This is a genomic window from Stenotrophomonas sp. HMSC10F06, assembly GCF_001807865.1.
GTDB lineage: Bacteria > Pseudomonadota > Gammaproteobacteria > Xanthomonadales > Xanthomonadaceae > Stenotrophomonas > Stenotrophomonas bentonitica_A.
The window spans coordinates 127,175-143,943 of record NZ_KV791299.1 but is presented as its reverse complement, the minus strand read 5'-3'; the positions used below and the strand labels follow the sequence as shown (position 1 = coordinate 143,943).

Genomic DNA, 16,769 nt, shown 5'->3' with positions numbered 1-16,769 from the left:
GGTAGTGCCGGCCGCTGGCCGGCTCCTCATGATCCAACGGTGCTGCGGAGCCGGCCAGCGGCCGGCACTACCAGGATTCGCGCGGAGCCGGCCAGCGGCCGGCACTACCGGGATGTGCGCGATGCCGGCCAGCGGCTGGCATTGCCCGGATTCGTGCGCCGACCAACGGTCGGCGCCTACCCATGGATCGCGGCGCCCTCAGCGCCTGGCCGGTGCGTCCCCGGCCACGTAATACGCCGCCGTGCTGCGCGGCAGCGGAGCACGCCCCCGGATCCGGTCGGCGATCTTCTCGGCGATCATGATCGTGGTGGCGTTGAGGTTGCCGGTGATGATGCGCGGCATGATCGAGGCATCCACCACACGCAGGCTCTCCATCCCGTGCACACGGCCCTGGCCGTCCACCACGCTCATCGCATCGGTGCCCATCGCGCACGAGCAGGAGGGGTGGTAGGCGGTCTCGGCATGTGCGCGCACGAAGGCATCCAGCTCCGCATCGGTCTGGCACTCGGCGCTCGGACTGATCTCGCGGCCGCGGTACTCGTCCAGCGCGGGCTGGGCGATGATCTCGCGGGTGATGCGGATCGCATCGCGGAATTCCTGCCAGTCCTGATCGGTGGACTGGTAGTTGAACAGGATCGAGGGGTGCTCACGCGGGTCCAGCGACTTCGCATGCACGCGGCCGCGGCTGGGCGTGCGCATCGACCCCACATGCGCCTGGAAGCCGTGCTCCTTGACCGCGTTGGTGCCGTTGTAATTGATCGCCACCGGCAGGAAGTGGTACTGGATGTTCGGCCAGTCGAACTCCTCCCGGGTACGGATGAAGCCACCGGCTTCGAACTGGTTGCTGGCGCCGATCCCGGTGCCGGCGAACAGCCACTCCGCACCGATCGCCGGCTGGTTCCACCACTGCAGCGCCGGGTACAGCGAGACCGGCTTCTTGCAGGCGTACTGCATGTACACCTCCAGGTGGTCCTGCAGGTTCTCGCCGACGCCGGGCAGGTCGTGCACCAGTGGAACGCCGAGGGCGGCCAGCAATGCCGGCGCGCCCACGCCGGAGCGCTGCAGGATCTGCGGCGAGGCGATCGCACCGGCGCACAGCAGCACCTCGCGGCGTGCGGTGGCGTCGATCGGCTCGGCGCTGTTGCCGGCCAGGTAGCGCACACCGACCGCGCGCTTGCCGGCGAACAGGATGCGGTCGGTGGTGGCGTGCACCACGATCTCCAGTCCCTCGCGGTCCTTGGCCATGTCCAGGTAACCGCGCGCGGTACTGGAGCGGCGCCCGCGCGGGGTCACCGTGCGGTCCATCGGGCCGAAGCCTTCCTGCTGGTAGCCGTTGAGGTCGTCGGTGCGCGGGTAGCCGGCCTGCACGCCGGCCTCGACCATCGCGTGGAACAGCACGTTGTTGCCGTTCTTCGGCGTGGCCACGCTGACCGGGCCGTCGCCGCCGTGATAATCGTTGGCGCCGATGTCGCGCGTTTCCGCCTTGCGGAAGTAGGGCAGCACGTCGTGGTAGCTCCAGTCCTCCAGGCCGTCGAAGCTGGCCCACTGGTCGAAGTCCATCGCGTTGCCGCGGATGTAGCACATGCCGTTGATCAGCGAGGAACCGCCCAGGCCCTTGCCGCGGCCGCACTCCATGCGCCGGTTGTCCATGTAGGGTTCCGGCTCGGTTTCATACGCCCAGTTGTAACGCCGGCCCTGCAGCGGATAGGCCAGTGCGGCCGGCATCTGGGTGCGGAAATCCATCCGGTAATCCGGCCCACCGGCTTCCAGCAGCAGCACGCTGACGCCGGCGTCTTCGGTCAGGCGCGCGGCCAGCGTGTTGCCGGCCGAACCGGCGCCGATGATGATGTAGTCGTACTCGCGCTTCATCGCGGTGTCTCCTGGTAAGGCCGGTTCAGAACACCGACGCGTAGCGGTCCAGTTCGATCTGGATGGACTTGGTGCGGGTATAGGCGCGCAGCGTGGCCAGGCCGTTTTCGCGGCCGACACCGGACTGCTTGTAACCGCCCACCGGCATCTGTGCCGGCGATTCGCCCCAGCTGTTGACCCAGCAGATGCCGGCCTCGAGCTGATGGATCAGGCGATGCGCGCGCGCCAGGTCCGGCGTCACCACACCGGCGGCGAGACCGTAATCGGTGTCGTTGGCGCGGCGCATGGCCTCGTCTTCGTCGTCGTACGCCAACAGGCTCATCACCGGTCCGAAAATCTCTTCGCGCACGATGCGCATGTCATCGCGGCAATCGCTGAAGATCGTCGGTGCCACATAGCAGCCCTTGCCCAGCGCGCCGTCGGTCAGCCGTTCGCCGCCGCAGACCAGCCGTGCACCCTCGGCCTTGCCGCTGGCGATGTGCTCAAGCACGCGCTGCATGTGCGCGGCGCTGACCAGCGGGCCGAAGTTGGTGTCCTTGGCCAGCGGGTCGCCGATACGGATGCGCTTGACCCGTTCCAGCAGTTTGGCTTCGAACGTGGCCAGGATGCTGCGCGGCACGAACACGCGGGTGCCGTTGGTGCACACCTGGCCGGAGCTGTAGAAATTGGCCATCATCGCCACGTCGGCGGCCAGATCCAGATCGGCGTCGGCGCAGATGATCAGCGGCGACTTGCCCCCCAGCTCCATGGTGACGTCTTTGAGCGTGGAGCTGGAGGCACTGGCCATCACCTTGCGGCCGGTGGCGGTGCCGCCGGTGAAGGAGATCTTCTCGATCAGCGGGTGCTCGGTCAATGCCGAGCCGACGCCGGCGCCATCGCCAGGCAGCACGTTGAACACGCCATCGGGCAGGCCGGCCTCGGTGAAGATTTCCGCCAGCTTCAGCGCGGTCAGCGGCGTCACTTCGCTGGGCTTGAAGATCATCGCGTTGCCGGCGGCCAGCGCGGGGGCGGCCTTCCACAGCGCGATCTGGATCGGGTAGTTCCAGGCACCGATCGCGCCGACCACGCCAAGGGGCTCCTGCCGGGTGTAGAAGAAGCTGCTCTCACGCAGCGGCACCTGGCTGCCTTCCAGCCCGTGCATGACGCCGGCGTAGTACTCCAGCACGTCTGCACCGGTGACCACGTCCACGCTGAGCGTTTCGCTCAGGGCCTTGCCGGTGTTGCGCGATTCCAGCTCGGCCAGTGCATCGTTGCGCTCGCGCAGCAGCGCGACCGCCCGCAGCAGGATGCGCGAGCGCTCCACGGTGGTCAGCGCGGCCCATGCTTTCTGGCCGGCTTGGGCGCTCTCCACGGCAGCGTCGAGATCGTCGCTGTTGGCGCTGTGGACGTTGGCGAGCAGCTCGCCGTTGGCCGGATTGATGACCTGGAAGGTCTGTCCGCCCTGGGAGGGAACGTAGCGGCCGCCGATGTAGAGCAGCTGGTCGGGGAGGGTAGGCATGTCGGTGACTCCTTTGCAGCGGGAGATCAGTGCGTCAACGCGTGAGATGCAGGAACTGCAGGTGACGCTCGTACTGATCGATGATGTCGTTGATGATCTGCTGGCGGCTGTAGCCGAACAGCTCGTAGTCCTGTCCACCTTCATAAAGATGCACTTCGGCGCGGTAGTAACGCTGGTTGCGGAAGCGCTGCGCGGCGAACGAAGGCGTGAGGTAGCCGCGCATGATCACCTGGTAGGTGAACACCTGCTGCTCGCCATGGTCCACCAGCAGTTCCATGTGGCCCGGCTCGAACTTCGTCCGCACGTCCAGGCCCTGTTCGAGCAGCTGCGCGGCAACTGCTTCGATCGCCGGCTTCACATCGGTATCCATGAACCGGTACACCTCGTCGCGTACCGGGAAATGCACTGCCTGGGTGATGCGCTGGCGCCAGCCGCGCTGATGCCGCGATTGCCCGATCAACGGGATCGGCGAGTACTGCGAGGCCTTCTTGCGCTGCGACTCTTCGCCCAGCGCACGGGTCAGCCCCCACAGCATCAGCAGCAGCACCACCGAGAACGGCAGCGAAGCCAGCACCACGGCGGATTTGAGTGCATCCATGCTGCCGGCCAGCAGCAGCCCGGCGGTGACCAGGCCGGTCATCACGCCCCAGAACACGCGCAGCCAGCGCGGGCCGTCGTCTTCGGGATTGCCGCCCTGCGAGGACAGCGTGGACAGCACGACCGTGCCGGAATCGGCCGAGGTGACGAAGAAGATGAAGCTGACGATCACCGTGACGGCGATGACGGCGCGGCTCCACGGGTAGCTTTCCAGCAGCGCGTACAGCACGGTCGGTGGGTTCTCCACCGCCATCTGCGCCAGGTGCACCTGGTCATGGTGCAGGATCTGGTCCAGCGCGCTGTTGCCGAAGATCGACAGCCAGGCCAGGGTGAACCCCAGCGGGATCAGCAGCACGCCGAGCACGAACTCACGGATGGTGCGGCCGCGCGAGATGCGCGCGATGAACAGGCCCACGAACGGCGCCCAGCCGATCCACCAAGCCCAGTAGAACACCGTCCAGTTGCCCAGCCAGTCCGGGCGCCCGCCGTAGGCGTACACATCGAAACTCTTGCCGACCACGTTGCCCAGGTAGTCGCCCATGTTCTGGATGAAGGCGTTGAGCAGGTACTGGGTGGGGCCGGCGAACAGCATGAACAGCAGCAGCGAGATCGCCAGTAGCATGTTGATGTTGGACATCCAGCGCACGCCTTTCTCCACGCCGGACACGGCCACGGTGATCGCCGCGCCCATCATCAGCACGATCAGCCCGACCTGCACCCAGGCCGCGTGCGGCACCGGGAACAAGGTGTTCAGGCCGGCGTTGAGATGCAGCACGCCAAAGCCCATGTCCGCGCCGAGGCCGAACACGGTGGCCACGATGCCCAAGGCATCCACGGTGTAGCCGATCGGCCCGTTGATGCGCTTGCCGATCAGCGGATACAGCGCCGAGCGCAGCGCCAGTGGCAGGTTGTGGCGGTAGGCGAAGTAGGCCAGCGCCATCGCCGCCAGCGCGAACACGCCCCAGCCATGCAGGCCCCAGTGCAGGAACAGCAGCTGCATCGCCTGGCGCGCGCTGGCCTCGCCACTGCCGGTGCCGCCCTGCGGCGGCAGCAGGTAATGGGTCAGCGGCTCGGAGACGCAGAAGAAGAACAGGGTGATGCTGATGCCGGCGGCGAACAGCATGCCGGCCCAGGACAGATAGCTGAACTCCGGTTCGTCGTGGTCCGCGCCCAGCTTGACGCTGCCATAGCCGGACAACGCCACGCCGACCACGAACACCAGGTACACGGTCATCGCCAGCAGGTAATACCAGCCGACATTGCGCGAGGCCCAGGTCTGGGCATCGAGCAGCATCACGCCGGCATCGATGGGAAACACGGTGACCAGAATGGCGAATGCCGCCACGATCGTGGCGGCAAGCAGGAACACGGGTCGAAGCGTGCGCACCTCGGGCAGAGGCGGCTCCACGGTACTCATGGGGTGGGGGATACTCCCGGTGCCGGAGCGGCAGACGGCGGGATTTATCGCACAGCGCCTGTGGACAGCCTGTTTACATGGTCACGATGCCCGCCGCGCAAGGGCGGCGGGTGACCAGGGGGTCAGCGCAGCGCGCTGGTCGGCACATCGATCGACATCGCCAGTGCGAGGTGATCGGAGAACGCGGCCGGCACGGCTTCGGCACTGCGTTGCTGCAGGCCGTCGCTGAGCAGGATGTGGTCGATCGCCCGGTCCGGGCGCCAGCTGGGGAAGGTCGGCACCACGCAGCCTGGCGGCTGCAGCGTCGTCTTCTGGTACAGCACCTGCATTTCCGGCCGTTCGGCCAGGCAGTTGAAATCGCCCATCAGCACGGCGTTGGGGTGGTCGGAGAGCAGATCGGCAATGAAGGCCAATTGCGACATGCGCGAATTGGTCCCCAAGGACAGATGCGCCACCGCCACCGCCAGGCCCTGGCTGCCTTCACCGAACTTGGCCAGCAGCACGCCGCGCCCGCCGATCCGGCCGGGCAGGGCGTGGTCCTGGACCTCGACCGGCTCGAGTTTGCTGAGCAGGCCGTTGGCGCTGGAGGCGACCCCACCCATCCGGCGGTTGGGCTGGTGGCTCCAGTAATTGAAGCCGGCACGCTCGGCCAGATAGTGGGTCTGGTTGGTGAAGCCCGAGCGCAGGCTGCCCGGGTCGGCCTCCTGCAGGCCGACGATGTCGTGTTCGCGGGCCATCTGCGCGATGGCATCCAGGCTGGTTCGCTTGCGCCCGGCCGGCAGTGCGTGCGACCAGCTGCGGGTCACGTAGTCACTGTAACGGCGGGTGCTCGAACCGGCCTGGATGTTGGCCGTCAGCAGGCGCAGGGTCCGCGTGTGGGGGGAGGTCACGACGGTTGGCTATCGCAGGATCAGTTGGCCTTGGCCGCGCGTTCGCGCGCGATCAGGTGATCGGCGATGCGCAGCATGTCCGGGAAGCCCTTGCCCTTGACCAGGTACTTGCCATTGACGATCACCGACGGGGTGCCGCTGATCTTGCTGCGCTGGGCGAACTGCTTGGCCGAGTTGGTCTTGGCGTTGATGGCGAAGCTGCCCATCATCGCGGCGAACTGCTTCGGGTCGGCGCCGTGCTTGCCGTAGAAGTTGGCGATATCTTCGACCGAATCACGGCCGCGCTCGCCCTTCAGGCTCTGCTCGGCGTGGATCGCCGCGTACATGGCTTCGTGGGTCTTTTCCTGCAGGCCCATGGCCTGCGCGGCATAGAACGCACGGCCGTAGTCATCCCAGGTACCGCCGAACATGGCCGGCACGTAGACGAAGCTGACGTCGCTCGGCAGGCCGGCCTTCCACGGTCCGATCAGCGGCTGGAACGCGGCGCAGGCCGGGCACACGTAACCGAAGATCTCGGCGACTTCGATCTTGCCGGTGGCCGGCTGGAACGGCTGGCCGTTTTCGATCACCACGTAGTCGGTGCCGGCGACCGGTTCCGGGCCGGTCGGGCGCGAGGAGGCGGGGGCGGGCGCCGGGGTGGTGGCTTCGGCAGCGGCGGTCTCGGCGGCGGCGGTTTCACCGCTGGCGGCCGGGGCCTGCTCGGTCGGCGTGGCCGTTTCGGTAGCCGGGGTGCTGCTCGGGGCGGCCGGTTCGGCCGGGGCGGTGGTGTTGGCGGTACCGTCCTGGGCCTTGCAGGCAGCCAGGATCGGCAGCAGGGCCATGAGCGTAATGGCGAAACGGGTCTTCATCGAAGCATCTCCAGCGGATGAGCATGGTGGGGCCGACGCTGGGAGCGTCGGCCAGGGAAGCATGATGACACGCGGAAACGAGCGTCCCGCGTGCACGGTGCGTGATGGTTCAGCGAGCGCTGTCAGAGCGCCTTGCCGCTGCGCGCGCGGGCGATCAGGGCATCTGCATTGCGCAGCATGGACTCGAACGAGTCGCCTTTGACCAGGTACACGCCGTTGACGATCAGCGTCGGCGTACCCGGCACCTTGGTGCGCAGGGCGAAGGCGCGGGCGGCCTTCACCTTGGCATCCACCGCATCGCTCCTGAGCGCGGCGATGTACTGCGGCGGCGCCACGCCGAAGCCCTGGTAGAACGCGGCCAGTTCGTCCGGCGAGACGTTCTGCATCGGCAGCGAGCCCTTCTCATGCAGGGCATCGAACATCGCGCGGTGGCTGCGCTTGGCCACGCCCAGCTGATCGGCAGCGTAGTAGGCGCGGGCAAACGAATCCCAGACACCGCCGAAGGCGGCCGGCACCGGGGTGAAACGGACGTCCTTGGGCAGCTTGGCGGCCCAGGCTTCCAACTGCGGCTCGAAATGCGCGCAGTGCGGGCAGGTGTAGCCGAACATCTCCACGACTTCGATCTTGCCGGCCAGCGGCGCGAACGGTCCGGCGTCGGCGATGCGGTCGTAATCCTTGCCCTCCACCAGCGGGGCCGGGGGGGCAGCGAGGGTGCTCAACGGGCTCAGGGCCAGCAGCAACAGCATCAGGCGGGGCATCAACGTCATCTACATCCATCTCCATACAGAAAAAACGACGCCGGCCCAGTCGCCGGCGTGGCAGTGAACATACCCCGCCAGCCAAGGCGGCCGCATCTGTCATCCGACCAAGGGGATGCGCTGCGGTGTGGGCGGTGGTCAGGGTGCCTGCGCGCCCCCCGCGACCGGCGTTGCCGCGGCCACGTCATCGGCCCGGTTGTGCAGGCCCTGCAGGTAACTGGCCAAGGCCTGGATTTCCTGCTCGGTCAACGACTTGGCGATCGTGGCCATGATCTGGAAGTGGGCCTTGTCGGTCTCCTGGGTGGTCCCGGCCTGGTACTCCTGCAGGCGACGCGCGACATAGGCCGCGTGCTGGCCACTGATATGCGGGTAGGCCGGGCCCGGGTTGCCGGCGCCGGTGGGGCCGTGGCAGGCCATGCAGGCCGGGATGCCACGCTCGGCATCGCCGCCGCGATACAGCTGCTGGCCGATCTCATAGAACTTCCTGCCGGCATACGGGCCTTCGGTGACCGCGCCATCGTCGGCGATGCCGGCCGTGGCCTTCTGCGTGGCGAAATAGGCGCCGATGTCGCGCATGTCCTGCGGGGTGAGGTCCTGCACGAACGGCACCATTGCCGCCGAGGCGCCGGAGGTGCGCTGGCCATTGGCGATCAGGGCCATCTGCTGGGCGCTGTAACGCTCGCTCTGGCCGGCGATGCTCGGGTACATCTCCACCGTGGAGTTGCCATCGGCCGAGTGGCAGGCTGCGCAGGCCGCGGCCTTGGTCTGCCCGGCCTTGGGATCGCCCCAGGTGGTTTTGCTGAAATCGACCTCCAGCGAGGCGGTCCTGATCGGCCCGTTGTCCGGCAACGGGGTGATCGAGGTCTGGGCAACGGCAACGGCGGCGAGCAGCGAGACAGCAAGTGCGGAAACGGCAAGAACGCGAGCATGGCGCATGCGGAAGCTCCGTGTGGACCGGCCTGGCGGTTGCGGGACCGCAACCACGGGGATCGCCCGATTATCAACGCCGTTTCACGCCACGGTCAACGCAGGGTGCAGCAAAACCGGGGGCAGACAGCGCGGAGCAGCCCCGGACATGCGATCCTATGCCCATGTCATTGCTCCTCGAACGCGCCCAATACCTGCTTTCGGCCCACAACACCCGGCAATTGCCGGAAGACGTGGGCGCGGAAGTCGCCTTTGCCGGTCGCTCCAACGCCGGCAAATCCAGTGCCCTCAACGCCCTCACCCGCCAGAACAGCCTGGCCCGGGTCTCCAAGACCCCCGGCCGCACCCAGCAGCTGGTGTTCTTCGAGGTCACCCCGGAGGCCAAGCTGGTCGATCTGCCCGGTTACGGCTACGCCAAGGTCCCGCTGGACCTGCAGGCGCACTGGCAGGCCTTCATCGACCAGTACTTCCGTACCCGCGAGGCCCTGCGTGGCCTGGTGGTGGTGATGGACATCCGTCACCCGCTGAAGGACTACGATCGCCAGATGCTGGCTTATGCCGTGCAGCGCGGCCTGCCCGCGCACGCGCTGCTGACCAAGGCCGACAAGCTCGGCCGTGGCCAGCAGGGCATCGCCCTGCAGAAGGTGCGCAAGGAACTGCAGTCCTCCTTCGGCGATACCGTCAGCGTGCAGACCTTCTCCGGCCCCGCCCGCCAGGGCGTGGATGAAGCCCGCGGGATCATCGGCGGCTGGCTGGGCCTGAACAAGCCGGCGCCCGAAGCGGCCTGATCCGGGCGTTGCCGCGGTCCAACGGGCCGCGCGGCGCCGGGTAGTGCCGGCCGCTGGCCGGCTGCGCTTTCCATCAGATGTATCGGGAGCCGGCCAGCGGCCGGCACTACCCGAATGCGCCTGACGCCCGGTGTACGGCGCGGTCGTGTCCCCTCATTTCGCCGGTAACGGCGAGAATTCGCCCGGCACCCACGCGAACGCCTCTCCTTCGCGGCGCACATGCCCCAGCCCTGGGAACGGCAGGTGCGCGCCGGCCACCCACCAGCCCTGATCCGCAGCCTGCGCCATCATCCGGCGCCGACTGGCGATCGCAGCCGTGCGGTCGCTGTCGGCTTCATAGGAGGCCTGCGGCTGGGCGAACTGCACGGCATGGAAATGCACGATGTCGCCCCACACCAGCAGCTGCTGGCCGGCGCCACCATCGATCCGATAAGACACATGCCCGACGGTGTGGCCGTGGCTGTCCAATGCGGTGATCCCGGTCGGCAACGTGTCGCCAGGGGCAAAGCGCTTCAATTTCCCGCTCGCTTCATACGGTGCCACCGCCTTGCGTGCCAATGCGAAGGCAAACCGGACGCCCTGCGGCGCGGTGGCTTCACTGGCCGGATCCAGCCAGAACGCCGCATCGGCGGCGGACAGCCACACCGTGGCATTCGGGTAGGCCAGCGTGTCCTGCGCATCCAGCAGGCCACACAGGTGGTCGGGGTGGGCGTGGGTCAGCACGACATCATCCACCTCGGCCGGGTCATAGCCGGCCTTGCGCAGGTTGCCCAGCACCTGGCCCAGCCCGGGGCCGAAGCACTGCGCGGTGCCGGTATCGACCAATGTCAGGTGATCGCCCTGCTGCACCAGGTAGGCGTTGACCGCGGTCTGCAGGCCTTTGCCATCCTCGGGCACGTAGCGGTGATCGAGCAGGCGGGTGACCGCGCCGGGAGCGATCCCGACGAGTTCCTGTCGGCCCAGTGCGACCGTGCCGTCGAACAGGGCAGTGACCTGCAACGTGCCGATCTGCTGGTGGTAGACGCCGGGCACCTGCCCGCGCGGGGTGTGTGTGGTGGTGGCCCATGCGGGGCTGGCGACAACGGCCAGCAACACGGCGGTGGCAAGCGTGCGAACGCGGGGGAAAGGCATGGCAGGTTCCGGACAGGGCGGCGGCGCCGCGGTGCCTCCATGCTGCGCGCCTGGTCGGCTGCGTTCCGCTCAGAATGCCGCGCGATCCGCTCGCGCTCAGCTGTTGCCGATCGCCGCCGGTTCCAACCCGTAACGTTCGGCGAAGCGCTTGTTGAAGCTGCCCAGCGAGCGGTAGCCCACGCGCGCGGCCACCGTTTTCAGCGGCAACCGGGTGGTGTAGAGCAGGCTCATGGCATGCGCCAGCCGCGCATCGGTGATCAGCTCGCGCACGCTGGACTGCTCGCTGGCCAAGCGCCGCCGCAGGGTCGCACCGCTGAGCCCGAGCTGCGCTTCGAAATCGCGTGACTGCCAGTCGCGCTCGGGCTGGGCCGCGATCAGATCGCGGATGCGATCAGCCACGCTGGGCTCGGGTGGAATCAGCAGGCTGCCATGTCCGCGCCGGCAGAACGCCACGGCCAGCCCGGCCAGCGCCAACCGCGCTTCGGTGTAGTGGCCCTGCTCCAGCGCCTGCCGCCATTGCAGCAGCATCGCGCCATGCTCGGTCAGCGGCAGCCGTGCCAGCGCGTCACCGGCGTCGGGCAGGGGCTCGTTCCACAGCGCCCGGGCGGCCGTGAGCGCTTCGGCGCACAGCGGCACGATCGCACTGAGGTACAGGCCGCTGTGCGGATCGGGAATGTTGACCACATCGATGCGGCACCGACGGGTGATCAGGAACAGATCGCCCGGGGCGAATTCCAGGGATTGCTGCGCGGTGCGAACCTGCTTGCGTCCCTGCAGGAGGATGGCGAACTGTGGCTGCGGGATGTCCACCGAGGAGGCGCCATGCTCGCGGCGTGCGGTGATGCAGGCGTAGCCATCGGCGCGCTGGCAGTCGGCCAGGCTGGCCAGTCTCGCCAGCAGCGAAGCGGTGGTGTCGATCGGGATGGACATGGCTCAGCCTGCCACGTTGAACAGGTGTCCGACCAGCGCCGCCGCAGCCATCGCAATGGCGCCCCAGAACGTCACGCGCAACGCACCGCGCAGGCGCGGGGCACCGCCGGCGTGCGCGGCCAGCGTGCCGGTCAGGCACAGCCCCAGCAGCGTCACCATGGTGGTTGCCTGGCCGACGTAGGCATGCGGGGCGAGCAGGGCGGTCAGCACCGGCAACGCCGCGCCGCTGACGAAGGCGCCGGCCGAGGCCATCGCTGCCTGCATCGGGCGCGCGCGCAGCTCGTCGGTGATGCCCAGCTCATCGCGGGCGTGGGCGCCCAGCGCGTCGTGCGCCGTCAGCTGGGTGGCCACCTCGTGCGCCAGCGCGGGGCTCAGCCCACGCTGCCGGTAGATGGCCGCCAGCTCTTCCAGCTCGCTGTGCGGGTCTTCGTGCAGCTCGCGCTTTTCCACCGCCAGGTCGGCCAGCTCGGTATCGGCCTGCGACTGCACCGAAACATACTCGCCAGCCGCCATCGACATCGCACCGGCCACGGTCCCGGCGATGCCGGTGGCCACGATGGTCGACGCCGTGGCACCGCTGGCCGCGATGCCGACCACCAGCCCGGCCACCGAGACGATGCCGTCATTGGCGCCAAGCACGGCGGCACGCAGCCAGCCGACGCGGTCGGAGCGATGGACTTCCGGATGTCGGGATCGACTCATTGGATCAGTTTAGGGGGTCGCGACGGCCCGCGGCGGAATGACTCGCAGCCGCGGCGGGGGCGACGCAGCGTCAAGCCCATGCCAGTAGGATGCTGAAAACCGTCACGGTGACACGACGGCAGGGGACGCCACGATATAGTGCGCTCTTGCGATGCGGGGGCGCGAACCCCACATCCCCGCCCTGACCAGAATTCTGCGAGCCTCCCCTTGTCGAGCCCCAGCCACGTCGCCGAGACGCCGATCACCGACCGTAATGAACTGGTCGCCACGTTGGCCTCCGGCGAAAAGCCCCAGGCGCAGTGGCGCATCGGCACCGAGCACGAGAAGTTCGGCTTCCGCCTGGACGATCTGCGCCCGCCCACCTTCGATGGCGACCGCGGCATCGAAGCGCTGCTCACCGGCCTGACCCGCTTCGGCTGGGACCCGGTGCAGGAAGACGGACGCACTATCGCACTGCTGCGCGACAACGCCTCGGTGACGCTGGAACCGGCGGGCCAGCTGGAACTGTCCGGCGCGGCGCTGGAAACCATCCACCAGACCTGCGTGGAAACCGGCACCCACCTCAACGAGGTGGCGCAGGTGGCCGGCGAACTGCAGCTGGGCTTCCTCGGCATGGGCTTCCAGCCGAAGTGGACGCGCGATGAGATGCCGTGGATGCCCAAAGGGCGCTACAAGATCATGCGCGAGTACATGCCCAAGGTCGGCACGCTCGGCCTGGACATGATGACCCGCACCTGCACGGTGCAGGTCAACCTGGACTACGCCACCGAAGCGGACATGGTCAAGAAGTTCCGCGTGTCGCTGGCGCTGCAGCCGATCGCCACCGCGCTGTTCGCCGATTCGCCCTTTACCGAAGGTGCGCCGAACGGCTACCAGAGCTACCGCTCGCACATCTGGACCGACACCGACAACGACCGCACCGGCATGCTCGACTTCGTGTTCGAAGACGGCTTCGGTTACGAGCGTTACGTGGATTACCTGCTCGATGTGCCGATGTACTTCTCTTACCGCGATGGCAGGTACCACGATGCCAGCGGCCAGAGCTTCCGCGATTTCATGGTCGGCAAGCTGCCGGTGCTGCCGGGCCAGCTGCCCACGCTGCGCGACTGGTCCGACCACATGACCACCGCCTTCCCCGAAGTGCGCTTGAAGAAGTACCTGGAAATGCGCGGTGCCGATGCCGGCCCGTGGAGCCGCCTGTGTGCGCTGCCCGCGTTCTGGGTGGGGCTGCTGTACGACGATGCCGCATTGGATGCGGCGTGGGACCTGGTGCGAGATTTCAGCCTGGTCGAGCGCAATGTCCTGCGTGATGGCGTGCCGTGGCATGGGCTGAAGCTGCCGTTCCGCAACGGCACCGTGCTGGACCTGTCGCGCGAGGCCCTGAAGATCGCCGTGGCCGGCCTCAAGCGCCGCGCTGCGCGCAACGCCGATGGCCAGGACGAAAGCAAGTTCCTGGAGGTGCTGCAGGAGATCGTCGATTCCGGGTTGACCCCGGCCGATCGCAAGCTGGCGCTGTTCCATGGCGAGTGGGGCGGCAACATCGATCCGGTGTTCAAGGAATTCGCGTACTGAGTTCGCATTGATCAACAAAAAACCCCGGCATTGCCGGGGTTTTTTCATGCCTGTGCGGAAGGATCAGGCCGCCTTTTCCAGCGTGGCCATGTCGATCACGAAGCGGTAGCGAACGTCGTTCTTCGCCATGCGCTCCCAGGCCTCGTTGACGGTCTTGATGTCGATCACTTCCACGTCGCTGACGATGTTGTGCTCGGCACAGAAGTCCATCATCTCCTGCGTTTCGGCCATGCCGCCAATCGCCGAGCCGGTGATGTGCTTGCGGCCGAACATCATCGCAGCGCCCATCAGCGGCGGATCCAGCTCGGTCAACACGCCGACCAGGCACATCGTCGCATCGCGCTTGAGCAGGCCCATGTACGGGTTGGTGTCGTGGCTGACCGGGATGGTGTTGAGCAGGAAATCGAAGCTGCCGGCGTGGGCCTTCATCTGCGCCGGATCGCGCGAGACCAGTACTTCATCGGCGCCGAGGCGCTTGGCATCGGCACCCTTTTCCGGGGTGGTGGTGATCATCACCACGGTGGCGCCCATCGCCTTGGCGAACTTCACGCCCATGTGGCCCAGGCCGCCCAGGCCGATGACGCCGACCTTCTGGCCGGGGCCGACCTTCCAGTGGCGCAGCGGGGAGTAGGTGGTGATGCCTGCGCACAGCAGCGGTGCGGCGGCCTTGAGGTCGAGCGTCTCGGACACCTTCACCACGAAGCGCTGCTCGACCACGATGTGGTCGGAGTAACCGCCGAAGGTCGGCTGGCCGCTCTCGCGCTCGGTGCTGTTGTAGGTGAACGTCGCGCCCTTCTCGCAGTACTGCTCCAGATCTTCGTCGCAGGCGGCGCAGTGGCGGCAGGAATCGACCATGCAGCCGACGCCGGCGAAGTCACCCACCTTGAAGCGGGTGACGTTGGCACCGACCTCGGTCACGCGGCCGATGATCTCGTGGCCGGGCACCATCGGGAACTTGGAACCACCCCAATCGTCGCGGGCCTGGTGCAGGTCGGAGTGGCAGATGCCACTGAAGAGAATCTCGATGCGGACGTCATCGGGACCGGCCGGGCGACGTTCGAAGGAGAACGGCACCAGCGGCGCGGTCTGGTCGTGCACCGCATAACCATGGGCGAGGGACATGGGGAATCCTTGGCAGGTTTGTAGAAAGGCGCTTTACAATACGCCCCGATCCCGTGCACAAAAAGTCAGGATATCGGCATGATTCATCAAGTAAAACGGGATAATCATGGCCACTGACAACCTGACCCACCTCGCCGCCTTCGCCGCCGTGGCCCGCCACCGCAGCTTCCGCAAGGCCGGGGCGGAACTGGCGCTGTCCACCTCGGCGGTCAGCTACGCTATCCGCGCGCTGGAAGAACGCCTGGGCGTGGGTCTGTTCCATCGCACGACCCGCAGCGTCGCCCTCACCGAAGCCGGCCAGCGCCTGCTCGAGCGCCTGCAGCCCGCGCTGGGGCAGGTGCATGACGCATTGGAAGAGATGAACCACTTCCGCGCGGCACCGGCCGGCCTGCTGCGCATCAACGCCACCCGCGCCGCCGTCCAGACCCAGCTCGGCCCACGCCTGGCGAAGTTCCTGCTTGCGCACCCGGATGTGCGTTTGGAGTTGGCCCAGGACGATGGCCTGGTGGATATCGTCGCCGGCGGTTACGACGCTGGCGTGCGCCTGCACGAATCGGTGCCGGAAGACATGGTGGCCGTGCCACTGGGGCCGGCGCTGCGCGGCCTGATCGTGGGTGCGCCCTCCTATCTGGCGGGGCGGGAGATACCGCAGCACCCCCGTGATCTGCATCGACACGAGTGTGTGCGGTTCCGCTTCGCCAGCGGCCACCTTTACAAGTGGCAGTTCGAACGCGATGGCCAGGCACTGGAGATCGACGTGCCCGGGCGCCTCACGTTGGGTGATCAGAACACGATCCTGCAGGCGGTGGTGGACGGGTTGGGGCTCGCCTACGTGCTGGAAGATTCCGCGCGCCCGTATCTGGACGATGGCCGGCTGGTTGCCGTGCTGGAGGACTGGAGCGAGCCGTTCGCCGGCTTTGCGGTGTATTACCCACGGCAGCGGCAGATGTCGTCTGCGCTGCGGGCGTTCATTGATCTGCTGCGCGGATAGGTCAGCGCCTGGGCCTGCCAGGCTGATGCCACGGACGGGTCAGCAGCGCAGCCTGCGCCAACCCAGTGCAATGAGACTCACGGCAGCAGCCACGAGCAGCGCGCCGGCAACCACCTGTCCGGCCGCGTATCCATCGGCATAGGCCGCTGCCTGTCCCGTGGTGCCTGCGAGCGGCGATGACAGCACATGCATGGCACGAAGCAGCAACGCACCGCCGGCAAGGAGGAAAAGATAAGGGAACACTGCGCGTCGCGTTGGCATCCGAAGGTGAACCTGCATGGCAAATGTGATGTCGTCCATGACGCCGGCTGGCACGTGCGGCGTTCTGCCTGGATTGTTCGTGTCAAGCGGGGAGCCTGTCAATGGCCTGGATACTTCGATCCTGTATACTAACCCCCAGTATAGTTAACCGGCCTTTTGCCCCATGCCCCATTCACCGCAGGAAAAAAAGCGCGTTCTCGCCCGGGTCCGTCGGATCCGCGGCCAGTGCGATGCACTCGACCGCGCGCTGGAAGCCGGGGCCGAATGCGGTCCGGTGCTGCAGCAGATCGCCGCGATCCGTGGTGCCGTCAACGGGCTGATGTCCGAAGTGATGGAGGCGCATCTGCGCGAAGAGTTCGGGCAACCGGCCCAATCCGATGCGCAGCGCGATGAGCGCGTGCGCGAGATGAGCATGCTGATCCGTTCCTATCTGAAATGAGTGCGCGGGTGCCCGCGTACTGCCCATCT

16 protein-coding genes are annotated in these 16,769 nt (G+C 67.3%); 4 read left to right on the top strand and 12 right to left on the bottom strand.

Annotated elements, in window-relative coordinates; genetic code table 11:
• Positions 1-198: 198 nt before the first annotated feature.
• From betA to HMPREF3113_RS14860, 7 genes are all read right to left on the bottom strand, one after another.
• The gene (betA, locus tag HMPREF3113_RS14890; RefSeq protein WP_070473679.1) at positions 199-1,869 is read right to left on the bottom strand and encodes a choline dehydrogenase; all 1,671 of its coding nucleotides are present in this window, start codon (positions 1,867-1,869) and stop codon (positions 199-201) included.
• 25 nt (positions 1,870-1,894) lie between these two features.
• Positions 1,895-3,367 carry a betaine-aldehyde dehydrogenase gene (gene betB, locus HMPREF3113_RS14885; protein WP_070473677.1) on the bottom strand — a complete coding sequence of 491 codons (1,473 nt, stop codon included), beginning with the start codon at positions 3,365-3,367 and terminating at the stop codon, positions 1,895-1,897.
• A gap of 34 nt (positions 3,368-3,401) precedes the next feature.
• The gene (betT, locus tag HMPREF3113_RS14880; protein WP_070473675.1) at positions 3,402-5,381 is read right to left on the bottom strand and encodes a choline BCCT transporter BetT; all 1,980 of its coding nucleotides are present in this window, start codon (positions 5,379-5,381) and stop codon (positions 3,402-3,404) included.
• A 122-nt stretch (positions 5,382-5,503) separates the two neighbouring features.
• Positions 5,504-6,241 carry an endonuclease/exonuclease/phosphatase family protein gene (locus HMPREF3113_RS14875; protein ID WP_026069860.1) on the bottom strand — a complete coding sequence of 246 codons (738 nt, stop codon included), beginning with the start codon at positions 6,239-6,241 and terminating at the stop codon, positions 5,504-5,506.
• Between the two features lie 50 nt (positions 6,242-6,291).
• Positions 6,292-7,119 (bottom strand): thiol:disulfide interchange protein DsbA/DsbL, encoded by an 828-nt coding sequence (locus tag HMPREF3113_RS14870; RefSeq protein WP_070425927.1) that lies wholly within the window; start codon positions 7,117-7,119, stop codon positions 6,292-6,294.
• Between the two features lie 122 nt (positions 7,120-7,241).
• Positions 7,242-7,886 carry a thiol:disulfide interchange protein DsbA/DsbL gene (locus HMPREF3113_RS14865; RefSeq protein WP_019183737.1) on the bottom strand — a complete coding sequence of 215 codons (645 nt, stop codon included), beginning with the start codon at positions 7,884-7,886 and terminating at the stop codon, positions 7,242-7,244.
• A gap of 129 nt (positions 7,887-8,015) precedes the next feature.
• The gene (locus tag HMPREF3113_RS14860; RefSeq protein ID WP_070473673.1) at positions 8,016-8,813 is read right to left on the bottom strand and encodes a c-type cytochrome; all 798 of its coding nucleotides are present in this window, start codon (positions 8,811-8,813) and stop codon (positions 8,016-8,018) included.
• A 155-nt stretch (positions 8,814-8,968) separates the two neighbouring features.
• Here HMPREF3113_RS14860 and yihA point away from each other — a divergent pair, with 155 nt between their 5' ends.
• Complete coding sequence (gene yihA / locus HMPREF3113_RS14855; RefSeq protein ID WP_070473671.1) at positions 8,969-9,592, top strand: ribosome biogenesis GTP-binding protein YihA/YsxC; 624 nt, start codon at positions 8,969-8,971, stop codon at positions 9,590-9,592.
• Between the two features lie 153 nt (positions 9,593-9,745).
• On the opposite strand, the gene HMPREF3113_RS14850 is transcribed toward yihA, so the two are convergent.
• The 3 genes from HMPREF3113_RS14850 to HMPREF3113_RS14840 form a co-directional block, all read right to left on the bottom strand.
• Positions 9,746-10,723, bottom strand: a complete 978-nt coding sequence (locus tag HMPREF3113_RS14850) for an MBL fold metallo-hydrolase (protein WP_070473669.1) — start codon at positions 10,721-10,723, stop codon at positions 9,746-9,748.
• A gap of 96 nt (positions 10,724-10,819) precedes the next feature.
• Positions 10,820-11,653 carry a helix-turn-helix transcriptional regulator gene (locus tag HMPREF3113_RS14845; protein ID WP_070473667.1) on the bottom strand — a complete coding sequence of 278 codons (834 nt, stop codon included), beginning with the start codon at positions 11,651-11,653 and terminating at the stop codon, positions 10,820-10,822.
• Positions 11,654-11,656: 3 nt separating this feature from the next.
• On the bottom strand, positions 11,657-12,355 hold the full coding sequence (locus HMPREF3113_RS14840) for a VIT1/CCC1 transporter family protein (RefSeq protein ID WP_070473665.1): 699 nt from the start codon (positions 12,353-12,355) through the stop codon (positions 11,657-11,659).
• 207 nt (positions 12,356-12,562) lie between these two features.
• Between HMPREF3113_RS14840 and HMPREF3113_RS14835 the strand changes: the two genes are divergently transcribed.
• Positions 12,563-13,927, top strand: coding sequence for a glutamate--cysteine ligase (locus HMPREF3113_RS14835; RefSeq protein WP_070473663.1), 1,365 nt, complete (start codon positions 12,563-12,565; stop codon positions 13,925-13,927).
• Between the two features lie 63 nt (positions 13,928-13,990).
• Here the strand turns inward: HMPREF3113_RS14835 and HMPREF3113_RS14830 are convergent, their stop codons facing one another.
• Positions 13,991-15,049, bottom strand: coding sequence for an NAD(P)-dependent alcohol dehydrogenase (locus tag HMPREF3113_RS14830; protein WP_070473659.1), 1,059 nt, complete (start codon positions 15,047-15,049; stop codon positions 13,991-13,993).
• A gap of 106 nt (positions 15,050-15,155) precedes the next feature.
• Here HMPREF3113_RS14830 and HMPREF3113_RS14825 point away from each other — a divergent pair, with 106 nt between their 5' ends.
• Positions 15,156-16,040 (top strand): LysR family transcriptional regulator, encoded by an 885-nt coding sequence (locus HMPREF3113_RS14825; protein WP_019183745.1) that lies wholly within the window; start codon positions 15,156-15,158, stop codon positions 16,038-16,040.
• A 39-nt stretch (positions 16,041-16,079) separates the two neighbouring features.
• Here HMPREF3113_RS14825 and HMPREF3113_RS14820 read toward each other — a convergent pair whose 3' ends face one another.
• Positions 16,080-16,340, bottom strand: a complete 261-nt coding sequence (locus tag HMPREF3113_RS14820; RefSeq protein WP_070473657.1) for a hypothetical protein — start codon at positions 16,338-16,340, stop codon at positions 16,080-16,082.
• 124 nt (positions 16,341-16,464) lie between these two features.
• On the opposite strand from HMPREF3113_RS14820, the gene HMPREF3113_RS14815 reads away from it, so the two are divergent.
• On the top strand, positions 16,465-16,740 hold the full coding sequence (locus tag HMPREF3113_RS14815) for a metal/formaldehyde-sensitive transcriptional repressor (protein ID WP_019183747.1): 276 nt from the start codon (positions 16,465-16,467) through the stop codon (positions 16,738-16,740).
• The last annotated feature ends 29 nt before the right edge of the window (positions 16,741-16,769 follow it).

What these genes read in the sequence shown, in the direction of transcription:
- betA (WP_070473679.1), bottom strand. Translation starts at nt 1,869, where the DNA reads ATGAAGCGCGAGTACGACTACATCATCATCGGCGCCGGTTCGGCCGGC.
- betB (WP_070473677.1), bottom strand. Translation starts at nt 3,367, where the DNA reads ATGCCTACCCTCCCCGACCAGCTGCTCTACATCGGCGGCCGCTACGTT.
- betT (WP_070473675.1), bottom strand. Translation starts at nt 5,381, where the DNA reads ATGAGTACCGTGGAGCCGCCTCTGCCCGAGGTGCGCACGCTTCGACCC.
- HMPREF3113_RS14870 (WP_070425927.1), bottom strand. Translation starts at nt 7,119, where the DNA reads ATGAAGACCCGTTTCGCCATTACGCTCATGGCCCTGCTGCCGATCCTG.
- HMPREF3113_RS14865 (WP_019183737.1), bottom strand. Translation starts at nt 7,886, where the DNA reads ATGACGTTGATGCCCCGCCTGATGCTGTTGCTGCTGGCCCTGAGCCCG.
- HMPREF3113_RS14860 (WP_070473673.1), bottom strand. Translation starts at nt 8,813, where the DNA reads ATGCGCCATGCTCGCGTTCTTGCCGTTTCCGCACTTGCTGTCTCGCTG.
- yihA (WP_070473671.1), top strand. Translation starts at nt 8,969, where the DNA reads ATGTCATTGCTCCTCGAACGCGCCCAATACCTGCTTTCGGCCCACAAC.
- HMPREF3113_RS14850 (WP_070473669.1), bottom strand. Translation starts at nt 10,723, where the DNA reads ATGCCTTTCCCCCGCGTTCGCACGCTTGCCACCGCCGTGTTGCTGGCC.
- HMPREF3113_RS14845 (WP_070473667.1), bottom strand. Translation starts at nt 11,653, where the DNA reads ATGTCCATCCCGATCGACACCACCGCTTCGCTGCTGGCGAGACTGGCC.
- HMPREF3113_RS14840 (WP_070473665.1), bottom strand. Translation starts at nt 12,355, where the DNA reads ATGAGTCGATCCCGACATCCGGAAGTCCATCGCTCCGACCGCGTCGGC.
- HMPREF3113_RS14830 (WP_070473659.1), bottom strand. Translation starts at nt 15,049, where the DNA reads ATGTCCCTCGCCCATGGTTATGCGGTGCACGACCAGACCGCGCCGCTG.
- HMPREF3113_RS14825 (WP_019183745.1), top strand. Translation starts at nt 15,156, where the DNA reads ATGGCCACTGACAACCTGACCCACCTCGCCGCCTTCGCCGCCGTGGCC.
- HMPREF3113_RS14820 (WP_070473657.1), bottom strand. Translation starts at nt 16,340, where the DNA reads ATGGACGACATCACATTTGCCATGCAGGTTCACCTTCGGATGCCAACG.
- HMPREF3113_RS14815 (WP_019183747.1), top strand. Translation starts at nt 16,465, where the DNA reads ATGCCCCATTCACCGCAGGAAAAAAAGCGCGTTCTCGCCCGGGTCCGT.